The sequence below is a fragment of the Diaphorobacter sp. JS3051 genome, from assembly GCF_015832135.1.
GTDB lineage: Bacteria > Pseudomonadota > Gammaproteobacteria > Burkholderiales > Burkholderiaceae_C > Diaphorobacter > Diaphorobacter nitroreducens.
The window spans coordinates 2,766,904-2,779,793 of the sequence record NZ_CP065406.1; the positions used below are offsets into that span (position 1 = coordinate 2,766,904).

Here is a 12,890-nt window from a genome sequence, read left to right on the forward strand (position 1 = left end):
CGCCGCATGCGCCTGCGCCACATCGAAGTCTTCAACGCCGTCATGCTCACGGGCAGCGTGAGCGCGGCGGCGCGCCTGATGAACGTCACCCAGCCGGCCGTCAGCCGCATCCTGGCTCATGCCGAGCTGCAGCTCGGGTTTGCGCTGTTCCAGCGCGTCAAGGGCCGGCTCGTGCCCACGCAGGAGGCGCAGACCCTGTACCCGCAGGTGCAGCAGCTGTTCGCCCAGCTCGATGAGGTGCAGCGCCTGGCCGCCAGCCTGAAGAACCCGCAGCGCTGCGACGAGCTGCGCATCCTCACGGTGTTCGCGCTCAGCGTCGAGCTGCTGCCGCGCGCGCTGCGCGCGTTCCGCGCCCAGTATCCGGGCGTGGCCGTCACCATCGACGCACTGCATTCGCCGCAGATCGTCGCGGCGCTGCTGCGCCAGGAGGCCGACCTGGGCTTCGTCTTCACCGCCGCCGCCCACCCCTCGCTGGTGCAGGAGCACCTGGCCGACGCGCACATGCTGTGCGTGGCCCCGCGCGGCATGCTGCCTCCGGCGCTGGTGGCGGGCGGGCGCATCGGGCTGTCCGACCTTGCGCAGCAGCCCCTGGTGCGCCTGGCGGCCAGCGACCCCATAGGCACCCTGGTGAACCATGCCTGCAGGGAGGCCGAGGTCAGCCTGCAGGCCCCCTACACGGTGCAGACCTACCACGCGGCGCTGGCGCTGGCCCACCATGGCCAGGCCTGCGCCCTGGTCGATGCCTGCACGGCCGCCTCGGCCGAGCGCGACAAGGTCGACGTGCTGGCCGTGCAGCCGCCCATCGCCGTGCCCGTGCAGGCGCTGCGCCCGGCGCACCGCCCGGCCTCGCTGCTGGCGGAGGCCATGCTGGGCTGCATGCGCACGGTGGTCGTCCAGGCGCTGACTGAATGACGCTCAGCCGGCTAGTGTAGTGTTTGATTCTTAATGAAACTTAATTGAGCAACCACGCTCCAATGCTCTACTACGGTTTGCATTGGAGTGAAAAATTGCGAGTTGCCCCGACGATTGTGTTGACGGATGAAGAGGAAAGCGAGCTGAGCCGGCTGGCGCGCTCCAAGCGCACCAGCGTCAGATTGGCCCAGCGCGCCCAGATCGTGCTGCTGGCCGCGCAGGGGCTGCAAAACAAGGATATTGCCGAGCAGCTTGGCATTGGGCGCGTGCAGGTGGCGCGCTGGCGTGAACGCTACCTGCAATTGGGGCTGCAAGGTATCGAGCGCGACTTGCCGCGCGGCGCACCGCCGGTGAAGGTGGATGTGGCCAAGCTTGTGAAGCTAACCACACAGACCAAGCCCGAGGCGGCCACGCACTGGAGCACGCGCACGATGGCCGCTGAGTTGGGCGTCAGCGCCAGCACCGTGATGCGCCATTGGCAGGCCCACGGTCTCAAGCCTCACATCGTGCGCGGCTTCAAGGTCTCGCGCGATCCGCAGTTCGTGCAAAAGCTCGAAGACATCGTGGGGCTTTACATGTCGCCGCCCGAGCATGCGCTGGTGCTGTGCTGCGACGAAAAGAGCCAGGTGCAGGCGCTGGACCGAACGCAGCCCGGGCTGCCGCTCAAGAAGGGGCGCGCGGCCACCATGACGCACGACTACAAGCGCAACGGCACAACCACCTTGTTCGCTGCGCTCAACGTGCTCAACGGTCAGGTCATCGGCCAGTGCCAGCAGCGCCACACCCACATCGAGTGGCTGAAGTTCCTGCGTCAAATCAATCGGGAGACGCCCAAGGACAAGACGCTGCATCTGATCGCCGACAACTACGCCACGCACAAGCATCCAGCTGTGCAGGAGTGGCTGGCCAAGCACCCCAGATTCAACATGCACTTCACGCCGACCTCGGCATCGTGGCTGAACATGGTCGAGCGCTTCTTTCGCGACATCTCCGAGAACCGGCTACGCCGCGGGGTGTTCACCAGCGTGCCCGAACTCGTCTCGGCCATCGATGAGTACATCGCGCATCACAACACCAACCCCAAGCCGTTCATCTGGACCAAGAACGCTCGCGACATCCTGCAAAAGGTCATCCGCGCCAATAGCCGATTAAGTTCCAAACAGAATGCAACACTACACTAGGGCCTGTCATCGAATGATTTCCCCACGCGCTGCCCCCGTAATGCGGATGGATGCGCGAAGCGCGGCGCAGCCAATAGCCGTAGCTATTGGCAAGCCGTGCGACAAAGCAGACGCCGCATTACGGGGGCAGCCCGAAGGGAAAGGCAGCCGGGCGGCGCATTGCGTCGTTGCGGCTCGCTTGCGTAGCCGAGCTACGCGGCACTCGCCACGCCTGGCACTGCACCGCCCGGCTGCCTTTCGCGTGGGGAAATCATTCGATGACAGGCCCTAGCGCCTCGGCCACGGCAGCGGCCGTGCCGAAGGCCAGCGTGAAGCCCAGCGCGCCGTGCCCGGTGTTGAGCAGCAGGTTGGCGGGCGCGCGCGCGTGGCGCCCCACCACGGGCAGGCCGGTGGGCGTGGCCGGGCGCAGGCCGGCCCAGGGCTGCAGGTCGCGCCCCATGCCGCTGTGCGGGAACAGGGCGCGCGTGGCGGCGCACAGGCTGTCGATGCGCGCCTGCGGTATGTCCATGCCGTAGCCCACGAGCTCGGCCATGCCCGCCACGCGCATGCGCCGGCCCAGGCGCGCGAACACCACCTTGCGGGCGGCATCGGTCACGCTCACGCGGGGCGCCGTGCCGGGCTCGGCGGCGGCATCGAAGGTGATGCTGTAGCCCTTGAGCGGATAGACCGGCAGCGCAAACCCCAGGGTGCGCGCCAGCGCGTGGCTGCCGCTGCCCAGCGCGAGCACGAAGGCGTCGGCCTCGATGGCGCCCGCATCGGTCCGCGCCGCGGCGATGCGCCCTGCGGACCGGGTGAACGCCGTGATCCTCGTGTCCAGCACGAAGCGCACGCCGCGCGCCTGCAGCAGGGCATGCAGCCCCTGGCAGACCTGCAGGCAGTCGGCCGCGCATTCGCCGGGCGTGTGGATGGCGCCCGCGATCCGCGCCGCGTAGTGCGCGAGCGCCGGCTCTATCTCCACGCAGCGCGCGGGCGTGACGGCCTCCTGCTCGCAGCCCCAGGCGCGCTGCAGCTCCAGCTGGCGCCGCGCGTCGTCCAGCGAGGCCTGGGTCGCATACAGCACCAGCTTGCCCGTGCGCGAGAAGTCGCACGCCAGCCGCTCGGCGGCCAGCATGCGCTCGAAGCCCTGGCGGCTGCGCGCGGCCAGGGCCAGCAGCGTGGCCGTGCCGTGCTCGGAGGCGCGGCGGTTGCAGGCGCGCAGGAAATCCAGCCCCCAGCGCCACTGGTGCGGGTCCCACCGCGGGTGCAGCTTGAGCGGCGAATCGGGCGACAGCAGCAGCTTGGGCAGCTGCGCCCAGATGCCGGGGTCGGCCAGGGGCTGCACGTAGCTGTAGCTCAGCTGGGCGCCGTTGCCCCCGCTGGCGCCCGCGCCGGGCCGGGCCTGGTCGACCACGGTGACCTGCATTCCCTGGCGCTGGAGCTCGTAGGCCGTCGCCAGGCCCACGATGCCCGCGCCCATGACACATACATGCATTGAAAAACTCGGCAGATTGCGGATCGCCCCAATGTAGGGCGCGCGCCGGCGATTGAACAATGCCAATGCAGGCGCGGGGCATGACGGAAAGTTATGCGTGGGCCGCGGCAGCAGTGCATAACTTTTGCACATACCCCCTGCCACGAAAGGCATTGTTCAAGCGGGCGCGGGCTTTCTACAGTACCGTCGTGACTTGCGTGGCAACCGCAACCACGACTTCGATAAAGCAAAGGAAACACCATGAAACACAGCACCATCCTGGCCGCGGCGCTGGCCGCCTGCGCCCTGGCCGGCACCGCCGCCCAGGCCGACACCCTCAAGAAGATCGCCGACACGGGCAAGATCACCGTGGCCTACCGCGAATCCTCGGTGCCGTTCAGCTACCTCGCGGGCTCGGGCGGCCCGGTGGGGTTCGCGGTGGAGATCACCAACGCCATCGTCGATGCCGTGAAGAAGCAGCTGAACAAGCCGGGCCTGAAGGTGGACATGCAGGCCGTGACCTCGCAGAACCGCATCCCGCTGCTGCAGAACGGCACCATCGACATCGAGTGCGGATCGACAACCAACAACTCGGCGCGCGGCAAGGACGTGCAGTTCGCCATCAATCACTTCTATACCGGCACGCGCCTGCTCGTGAAGAAGAATTCCGGCATCAAGAACTGGGCCGACCTGGCGAAGAAGAAGGTGTCCAGCACCACGGGCACGACCAACGCCCAGGTGATACGCAAGTACAGCAAGGACAACAACCTGGACTTCGACATCGTGCTCGGCAAGGACCATGACGACTCCATGCTGCTCGTGGACGCCGGCCGCGCCGAGGCGTTCGCCATGGACGACATCCTGTTGTTCGGCCTGAAGAACAACGCGCGCAACCCCGCCGACTGGGACGTGGTGGGCGACGCGCTGCAGGTCGAGCCCTACGCCTGCATGATGCGCAAGGACGATCCGCAGTTCCAGAAGCTGGTCAACGGCGTGATCGGCGGCATGATGAAGTCGGGCGAGTTCGAGAGGCTCTACACCAAGTGGTTCATGTCGCCGATCCCGCCCAAGGGCCAGGTGATCGGCCTGCCCATGAGCCAGGAGCTCAAGGACAACCTCACGGCGCAAAGCGACAAGCCCGCCATGTGAGTCCAGGCGGGCGGCGCGGGGCGTGCGCCAGCGTCAATAATGCGGCGCTCGGATCACTGCCCTGCTGAAAGCCCCGCCCATGCTCGCCCGCCACCAGGACCCCATCGCCGCCATCGCCACCGCCCCCGGGCGCGGGGCCGTGGGCATCGTGCGCGTGTCGGGCCGGGGCCTCGCGCCCTTCGTGCAGGGCCTGCTCGGGCGCGCGCTGCAGCCCCGCCAGGCGCATTACCTGCCCTTTCCCGATGCCGCGGGCCAGCCCATCGACCAGGGCCTGGCGCTGTTCTTCCCCGCGCCGCACAGCTACACGGGCGAGGACGTGCTGGAACTGCAGGCCCACGGCGGCCCCGTGGTGCTGCAGCTGCTGCTGGCGCGCTGCCTGGAGGCGGCGCAGGGCCTGCTGCCGCGCCTGCGCCTGGCCGAGCCGGGCGAGTTCACCGAGCGCGCTTTCCTCAACGACAAGATCGACCTGGCCCAGGCCGAGGCCATCGCCGACCTGATAGACGCCAGCACGGAGGCGGCCGCGCGCGGCGCCAGCCGCTCGCTGTCGGGCGACTTCTCGCGCGAGATCCACACGCTGCGCGACGCACTGGTGCACCTGCGCATGCTGGTGGAGGCGACGCTGGACTTTCCTGAAGAGGAAATCGACTTCCTGCGCAAGGCAGACGCGCGCGGGCAGCTATCGAATTTGCAGCAATCGCTGGCCCGCGTGATGCAGCGTGCCAGCCAGGGCGCGTTGCTGCGCGAGGGTATCAAGGTGGTGATCGCCGGGCAGCCCAACGCGGGCAAGAGCTCGCTGCTGAACGCGCTGGCAGGGGCGGAACTGGCCATCGTCACGCCGATCGCCGGCACCACGCGCGACAAGGTGCAGCAGACCATCCAGATCGAGGGCGTGCCGCTGCACGTGATCGACACGGCGGGCCTGCGCGAAAGCGACGACGAGGTCGAGCGCATCGGCATCGCCCGCGCCTGGGACGAGATCGCGGGCGCCGACGCGGTGCTGTTCCTGCACGACCTCACGCGCTGGGGCAGTGCGCAGTACCAGGACGACGACGCCGCCATTGCGCACACGCTCTCCAACCGGCTGCCCGCGGGCGTGCCGGTGGTCGACGTCTGGAACAAGGCCGACGCCGCCCCGCAGGCGGCGGCGCCTGCGCGCGAGGGTGAGAGCCAGGCGGTGCTGCTGTCCGCGCGCACCGGCCAGGGGCTGGATACGCTGCGTCGGCAATTGCTGCAAATCGCGGGTTGGCAGTCGGCTGCGGAGGGCGTGTACATCGCCCGCGCGCGCCACATCGAAGCCTTGCGCGCCGTGGACGCCCACCTCATGGAGGCGGCCGCGCAACTGGAAAGCGACGGGCCGGCGCTGGACCTGCTGGCCGAGGAGCTGCGCCTGGCGCAAAACGCCCTCAACACCATCACGGGCGAGTTCACGTCCGACGATCTGCTCGGTGTCATCTTCTCCAGCTTCTGCATCGGCAAATAGCCGGCTCGGCGGGCGCGCAACGCCATGTGTAAGTAAGGGTAATGAGTGCTTGTGCAGATGACGGCGGCGCGTTACCGTTCGCGCCCGATGAATGCCATCCCCGCTCCCTCCTCCAAAGTCGACCTTTCGGGTCTGATCCAGGCCATCACCCACGCGACGGCGGACGACAGCATGAACAACGTGCTCACCGCCGAGCAGTGGGATTGGCTGTCCGCCTACCTGTTGCCCATCAGCATCCCCTCGGGACAGGTGCTGTTTGCCAAGGGCACCAACGACCGCACCTTGTACCTGGTGGAAAGCGGCTCGCTCAGCGTGCACTTCGAGGACGAGAAGCAGCGGCTGCGCCTGGCCATCGTCGGCCCCGGCTCGATGGTGGGCGAGGGGGCGTTCTTTTCCCATCAGCCCCGCAGCGCCACGGTGCAGGCGGGCGCACCGAGCAAGCTCTGGAGCCTGCCCGCTCTGCGCTTTACGGAACTTTGCAATCGCCAACCGGCGGTAGCGCTGCACATGGCGATGGCGGCCGGCGCCGTGCTGGCCAAGCGCCTGGGCAACCGCCGCCGCCGCATTGCGGCGACCTGAGCACGGCGCGCGAGCGCCACGCTTTGTGACCACAGCGCCCATCGCGGCGCGGCCGACCCTGCAACTGTCACGCCTCGGCCGAGGCGCGCGCAGTACACTTGCCGACGTTTTTTGAGCGCTTCTTCGCGAAGGCAAGCATGTCATTGTTCAGCTGGTTCACCCGCAAATCCAAGCCTCCGGTCGCGCGTGCGCGCCCTGCACCCGCCGCTGCTGCCCAGACCAACGGCGCGGCCCCGGCGCGCGCAGGCAAACCCCTGCTGGAGCCCCAACCCGCCGCGGCCCCCGAGCCCGCCACAGGCCGCAAGAACGAACGCATGGAGCGCCGCGAGCTGCTGTACACCGTGGTGCGTGACGCCATGGTGCGTGCCGGCGTGCTGTCGGCGGGGTACAAGTTCAAGGTGCTGTCGCTGGACCAGCGTGGGGCGCAGTTCCTGGTGATGATGGACTTGGCGCCGGAGTATGGGCGGGACATGGCGCGGCTGGGCGAAATCGAAACCCTGGTGACGCAGACCGCCCGTTCTCGCTTCGACATCCTGGTGACTGCCGTGTATTGGCGCACCAACGACCAGATCAGCACGGGCGTGCAGGTGCGCACCCCGGCCGCCCAGGCGCCCGCGCCGCAGGCTTCTGCCACCCCCGCATCGCCCATCATTTCCGGGACGCCCCGGCCCGCCGCTGCCGCGTCGCAAGGAGCGGCACTACCCTCGCGTCCAGCGCCGCTGGTGCCACCCGCGCCCGCGCGCGCGGCGCCGCGGTTCGAGCCCATCGAGGCCGACGAGGTGGCGGCGTTCAAGCAGGCGCTCACCAGCGCTGTGGCGCGTGCGCCCGCGGCCGCGCCGGCCCTGGGTGTTACCACGCGCAGCGGCCCGCTGCTGCCGCCAAGCCCCGCGCCCACGGGGTTCGAGGACACTGTCATGCCGGGGCAGGACGGCCGGTCGTCCGACCTCAGCTCCACGCAATACGGCGACCTGCGCTGAAGAACCGGCTGCGGGGACTGCAGCAGCCCAGCGGTCTAGGGCCTGTTCACACTATTTTTGCCAGATGCGTTGCGATCAAAAAGGGCCAGGCGCAAGGCGCCAAACGAAGCTGGGGTGCTACCCCAGCGAGGCTTGGCAACGCCGCGAATGGCCCTTTTTGATCGCAACCCGGAGGGAACGGAGTGAAAACCGCGCCATTCGTCGTTGCCCTCCTAGCCAAGGCCCCGGCCTTGGCGTCGTCACGCGCCTAGATTGGCGCGGTTTTCACGCCATTCGCACTGGCAAAAATAGTGTGAACAGGCCCTAGTGGCCGCTGAAGTCCACCAGCGTGTACAGCGGCAGTCCGCTGGCACGCAGGCGTGCCGAGCCGCCGAGTTCCGGCAAATCCACGATGGCGGCGCCTTCCATGACGGTCGCGCCCAGTTTTTCCAGCAGTTTCTTGCCGGCCATCATCGTGCCGCCGGTGGCGATCAGGTCGTCGATCAGCAGCACCCGGTCGCCGGGCTGGACCGCGTCCGCGTGCAGTTCCACGGTCGCGCTGCCGTACTCGAGTTCGTAGGTTTCCTCGACGGTGGTGAAAGGCAGCTTGCCCTTCTTGCGGATGGGAACGAAGCCCACATTCAACTCATAGGCCACCACCGCGCCCAGGATGAAGCCGCGGGCGTCCAGTCCGGCCACCACGTCGGGGCGCAGCGCGCGGTCCATGTAGCGGTGCACGAAGGCGTCGATCAGCACGCGGAACACTTTGGGGTTTTGCAGCAGGGGCGTGATATCGCGGAACTGCACTCCCGGCGCGGGCCAGTCAGGGACGGTGCGGATGTGCTGGCGCAGGTAGTCGTTGACGCTAAGGGCTGTCATGGGTGGGGCAAAAGAGAGAACGATTCGGATGTGCAGACCCTGCCGGGCACCGCCAGGGCGCACAGTGTAATCAGCCGCGCAGCAGCTTCTCCTCTGCCAGGCCCAGGGCGGTGGGATGGCCGGACAGCACCAGCGTGTCGCCTTCGGCCAGGGGCGTGCGGTCGTCGGGCGGGGACATGGCGCCGCTGGCGCGACGCACGTTGACCAGACGCACGCCGATGCCATGCAGGGGTAGGTCGGCCAGCGGCTTCCCCACCACGGCGGCTCCCGCGGGCAGGGACAGGGAGTACAGCCGCTCCTGGTCGCGTTCGGACGGCGTGTCGTCGTCCGCCCCGTGGAAGTAGCCGCGCAGCAGGCCGTAACGTGCATCGCGCTGGTCTTGCACCAGGCGCAGCACGCGTCGCATGGGCACGCCCACCAACGCCAGTGCGTGGCTGGCCAGCATCAGCGAGCCCTCGATGGCCTCGGGCACCACCTCGGTGGCGCCGGCCTCCTGCAATTTCTCCAGTTGAGAGTCGTCCTGGGTGCGCACGACCACGGGGAGCTGTGGCGCGTGGGTGCGCGCATGGTGAATCACCTTGAGCGCGGCGGGAGTGTCCAGGTAGGTGACGACCAGGGCGGCCGCACGCGCCAGGCCCGCTGCCTTGAGCGCCTGCAGGCGCGTGGCGTCGCCGAACACGACCGAGTTGCCCGCGGCGGCGGCCTGCCGCACGCGGTCGGGGTCCAGGTCCAGCGCCATGTAGGCGATGCCTTCGCGCTCCAGCATGCGTGCCAGGTTCTGCCCCGAGCGGCCATAGCCGCAGATCAGCACGTGCCCGCTGGTGTTGATGGCCTGGCGCGCGATGGTGGTCACCTGCAGCGACTGCTGCAGCCAGTCGCTGGCCACCAGCTTCATGACGATGCGGTTGCTGTACTGGATGAGAAATGGCGTAGCCAGCATGGACAGCACCATGGCCGCCAGCACCGGGTTCATCAGTGCGGGCTGCAGCAGGCCGTGGACCTGCATGAGCGACAGCAACACGAAGCTGAACTCCCCTGCCTGCGCCACGTACAGCGCTGTACGCAGCGATACGCCCGTTGTCGTCCCCAACCCGCGGGCCAGCGCGACGATGATGGCCGTCTTGATCAGCAGCGGCGCGGCCAGCAACACAAGCACCAGCGACCAACGCTCCACCAGCACGTGCCAGTCGAGCATCATGCCCACCGTGATGAAGAACAACCCCAGCAGCACGTCGTGGAAGGGGCGGATGTCGGTGCCCACCTGGTGCCGGTATTCGGTCTCGGACACCAGCACGCCGGCGATGAAGGCGCCCAGGGCCAGCGAGAGGCCTGCCAGTTCGGTCAGCCAGGCCAGCCCCAGCGTGACCAGCAGCAGATTGAGCATGAACAGTTCGTCGCTCTTGCGCCGCGCCACCTGCGTGAGCCACCAGCGCATCACGCGCTGGCCGCCAACCAGCAGTACCGCCACGAGTACTGTGGCCTTCAGCAGGGCGACCGCCAGCGCCGTCAGCAGTTGCTCGGGCTCGGACCCCAGCGCAGGCACCAGCACCAGCATGGGAACCACGGCCAAATCCTGGAACAGCAAAATACCCAACACCCTGCGCCCATGCTCGCTCTCCAGCTCGCCGCGCTCGGACATCAGCTTCACGACGATCGCCGTACTGCTCATCGCCAGCGTACCGCCCAGCGCCAGTGCGGTCTGCCAGCCCATGTCCCACACGCCGCCGGTCAGCCGCGCCAGCAGCAGCAACCATGCGGAGAAGGCCGCCATGCACGCCAGCACCTGCAGCAGGCCCAGGCCGAACACGTGGCGGCGCATGGCGCGCAGCTTGGGCAGGTTGAACTCCAGCCCGATGGTGAACATCAGGAACACCACGCCGAATTCGCCCAGATGGCGCACGCCTTCGGAGTTCTGTGTCAGCGCCAGGGCATGCGGGCCGATGAGGATGCCGGCCGCCAGATAGCCCATCATGGGCGGCAGCCGCAGGCTGCGGCAGGCCACCACGCCCAGCACGGCGGCCAGCAGATACAGCAGCGTCAGGGCGAGCGAGGACATGCCCCATCCTAGCCGAGCCATGGGTGGGCGCGCCGATAGAATTCGCCCATGCCTACCGCCCCCGTTGCCCGCCCGTCCTTCAACGCCGAACAGGTCCTGCGCCTGGGCCGCGAAACCTTCCACATCGAGGCGGCCGCCCTGCAAGCAATGGGTGTGCGCCTGGATGGCGTCTTCGTGCAGGCGGTGCAGCTGCTGCTGGCCACGCCGGGGCGCGTGGTCGTGATGGGCATGGGCAAGAGCGGCCATGTGGGGCGCAAGATCGCCGCTACCTTGGCCTCCACCGGCACGCCCGCGTTCTTCGTGCACCCTGCCGAGGCCAGCCATGGCGACCTGGGCATGGTGACCAACGGCGACCTGGTGCTGGCGCTCTCCAACAGCGGCGAAAGCAGCGAGATCACCGTGCTGCTACCGGTGCTCAAGCGCCTGGGCGTCCCGCTGATCGCGATGACGGGCGGGCTGCAGTCCACCCTGGCGCGCCACGCGGACCTGGTGCTGGACTGCAGCGTGCAGCGCGAGGCCTGCCCGCTGAACCTGGCGCCTACCACCAGCACCACGGCGCAGCTGGCCATGGGTGACGCGCTGGCGGTGGCGCTGCTCGACGCGCGCGGCTTTCGCCCCGAGGATTTCGCGCGGTCGCACCCCGGCGGTGCGCTGGGCCGCAAGCTGCTGACCCATGTGCGCGACGTCATGCGCGCGGGCGCCGACGTGCCGCACGTACCGCCCGATGCCAATTTCAGCACCCTGATGCGCGAGATGAGCGCCAAGGGCGTGGGCGCCACCGCGGTGGTAGACGATGCGGGCCGGCCCGTGGGTATCTTCACGGACGGCGACCTGCGCCGGCGCATCGAGGCCGGCGTGGACCTGCGCGAGACGCGCGCCCAGGACGTCATGCATGCCAGCCCGCGCACCATTGCAGCCGATGCCCTGGCGGCCGATGCGGCGCAGGCCATGGAGCATCACTCGATCACCAGCGTGCTGGTCACGGACGACGACGGCGTGCTGGTGGGCGTGGTGCACATCGGCGACCTGATGCGAGCCAAGGTGATCTGATGTCCCCGTCCAACGCCACGCCGCTGCCCCCCCTGCAACCGGCCCTGCAGTTCGATCCGCAACTCCTGCTGCTGGCGCAGCCGGTGCGCGTCGCCTTCTTCGACGTGGATGGTGTGCTGACCGACGGCGGCCTGTATTTCTCTGAAGTGGGCGAGACCCTCAAGCGTTTTCATACGCTTGACGGACACGGCATCAAGCTGCTGCAGCAGGCGGGCATCACGCCCGCGGTGGTCACGGGGCGTGATTCACCGGCGCTGCGGCTGCGCCTGAAGGCGCTGGGGGTGATGCATGCGCGTTTCGGCACCGAGGACAAGCGCCCGGCGGCCGAGTCCATCCTGGCCGAGCTGGGCCTGTCGTGGCCGCAGGCCGCCGCCATCGGAGACGACTGGCCCGACCTGCCGGTGATGCGCCGTGTGGCCTTCGCCTGTGCGCCCGCGCAGGCCCACATCGAGGCCCGCGCCGTCGCCCACCATGTCACCGCCGCGCCGGGTGGCGCGGGTGCGGCGCGGGAGTTCTGCGACCTGCTGCTGGTCGCCAGTGGCCGTTACGCCGGTCTGTTGGCCGCGCACGCCGCATGACCTCACGCCTACACCTGGCGTGGGAACGCCTGTCGCTCTACCTGCCCGTGCTGCTCATGGGGCTGCTGGCGCTGGGCTCCTGGTGGCTGGTGCGCAACGCGCCGCGGCCGCAGCAGCCGGCGCAGGAGCGCCCCGTGAGCCACGAGCCCGACTACTACATGCGCGACTTCGCGGTCAAAAGCTTTGATGCCACGGGCCGACTGCAGAGCGAGATCCGCGGCACCCTGGCGCGCCACTACGCGGACAACGACACGCTGGAGATCGACCAGGCGCGCATGCGCTCGGTGAACGAGGAGGGGCGCGTCGTCACCGCCCGTGCGAATCGTGCCCTGTCCAACGGGGACGGCAGCGAGGTCCAACTCTACGGCAATGCCATCGTCACGCGCGAGGCGTCTGCCCCCGAAGGCCGCGCGCCAGTGCCGCGGCTGGAGTTCCAGGGGGAGTTCCTGCATGCATGGGTGAATGAAGAGCGCGTGCGCTCCGACCAGCCCGTGACACTCAAGCGCGGCGCCGACACGTTCACCGCCGACAGCATGGACTACGACAACCTGGAGCAGGTCATGCAACTGCGCGGCCGCGTGCGCGGCACGCTGATGCCCGCACCCGTGCGCCGTTGACCG

12 protein-coding genes are annotated in these 12,890 nt (G+C 68.7%); 9 read left to right on the top strand and 3 right to left on the bottom strand.

The features are described 5' to 3' along the window. Nucleotides 1-6 precede the first annotated feature (6 nt). Entirely contained in the window at nucleotides 7-912 is a 906-nt protein-coding gene (locus I3K84_RS13280; RefSeq protein ID WP_196994723.1) for a LysR substrate-binding domain-containing protein, read from the top strand. A 62-nt stretch (nucleotides 913-974) separates the two neighbouring features. After that, a complete protein-coding gene (locus I3K84_RS13285) occupies nucleotides 975-2,093 on the top strand; it encodes an IS630 family transposase (RefSeq protein ID WP_231403305.1) in 1,119 nt (372 codons plus the stop codon). Between the two features lie 250 nt (nucleotides 2,094-2,343). Here the strand turns inward: I3K84_RS13285 and I3K84_RS13290 are convergent, their stop codons facing one another. Further along, a complete protein-coding gene (locus tag I3K84_RS13290; RefSeq protein ID WP_196994724.1) occupies nucleotides 2,344-3,564 on the bottom strand; it encodes a D-amino acid dehydrogenase in 1,221 nt (406 codons plus the stop codon). 240 nt (nucleotides 3,565-3,804) lie between these two features. On the opposite strand from I3K84_RS13290, the gene I3K84_RS13295 reads away from it, so the two are divergent. The 4 genes from I3K84_RS13295 to I3K84_RS13310 all read left to right on the top strand — a co-directional run bounded on the left by I3K84_RS13295 (nucleotide 3,805) and on the right by I3K84_RS13310 (nucleotide 7,728). Further along, nucleotides 3,805-4,692, top strand: coding sequence for an amino acid ABC transporter substrate-binding protein (locus I3K84_RS13295; protein ID WP_196994725.1), 888 nt, complete (start codon nucleotides 3,805-3,807; stop codon nucleotides 4,690-4,692). A gap of 79 nt (nucleotides 4,693-4,771) precedes the next feature. Continuing rightward, nucleotides 4,772-6,172 carry a tRNA uridine-5-carboxymethylaminomethyl(34) synthesis GTPase MnmE gene (mnmE, locus tag I3K84_RS13300; RefSeq protein ID WP_196994726.1) on the top strand — a complete coding sequence of 467 codons (1,401 nt, stop codon included), beginning with the start codon at nucleotides 4,772-4,774 and terminating at the stop codon, nucleotides 6,170-6,172. Nucleotides 6,173-6,259: 87 nt separating this feature from the next. Continuing rightward, on the top strand, nucleotides 6,260-6,751 hold the full coding sequence (locus I3K84_RS13305) for a Crp/Fnr family transcriptional regulator (protein WP_041836137.1): 492 nt from the start codon (nucleotides 6,260-6,262) through the stop codon (nucleotides 6,749-6,751). A 137-nt stretch (nucleotides 6,752-6,888) separates the two neighbouring features. Then, the gene (locus tag I3K84_RS13310; protein WP_047349218.1) at nucleotides 6,889-7,728 is read left to right on the top strand and encodes a hypothetical protein; all 840 of its coding nucleotides are present in this window, start codon (nucleotides 6,889-6,891) and stop codon (nucleotides 7,726-7,728) included. A gap of 303 nt (nucleotides 7,729-8,031) precedes the next feature. Here I3K84_RS13310 and I3K84_RS13315 read toward each other — a convergent pair whose 3' ends face one another. Continuing rightward, nucleotides 8,032-8,586, bottom strand: coding sequence for an adenine phosphoribosyltransferase (locus tag I3K84_RS13315; protein ID WP_015914697.1), 555 nt, complete (start codon nucleotides 8,584-8,586; stop codon nucleotides 8,032-8,034). Nucleotides 8,587-8,656: 70 nt separating this feature from the next. After that, nucleotides 8,657-10,642, bottom strand: coding sequence for a monovalent cation:proton antiporter family protein (locus tag I3K84_RS13320; protein WP_011807210.1), 1,986 nt, complete (start codon nucleotides 10,640-10,642; stop codon nucleotides 8,657-8,659). A gap of 48 nt (nucleotides 10,643-10,690) precedes the next feature. On the opposite strand from I3K84_RS13320, the gene I3K84_RS13325 reads away from it, so the two are divergent. The 3 genes from I3K84_RS13325 to lptC are packed head-to-tail and all read left to right on the top strand — an operon-like array spanning nucleotide 10,691 to nucleotide 12,887. Beyond that, nucleotides 10,691-11,692 (top strand): SIS domain-containing protein, encoded by a 1,002-nt coding sequence (locus I3K84_RS13325; protein ID WP_196994727.1) that lies wholly within the window; start codon nucleotides 10,691-10,693, stop codon nucleotides 11,690-11,692. Beyond that, a complete protein-coding gene (locus I3K84_RS13330; RefSeq protein WP_196994728.1) occupies nucleotides 11,692-12,270 on the top strand; it encodes an HAD family hydrolase in 579 nt (192 codons plus the stop codon). The genes I3K84_RS13325 and I3K84_RS13330 overlap by 1 nt, the downstream gene beginning before the upstream one ends. Beyond that, the gene (lptC, locus tag I3K84_RS13335) at nucleotides 12,267-12,887 is read left to right on the top strand and encodes an LPS export ABC transporter periplasmic protein LptC (RefSeq protein WP_088888014.1); all 621 of its coding nucleotides are present in this window, start codon (nucleotides 12,267-12,269) and stop codon (nucleotides 12,885-12,887) included. Before I3K84_RS13330 ends, lptC begins: the two co-directional genes overlap by 4 nt. The last annotated feature ends 3 nt before the right edge of the window (nucleotides 12,888-12,890 follow it).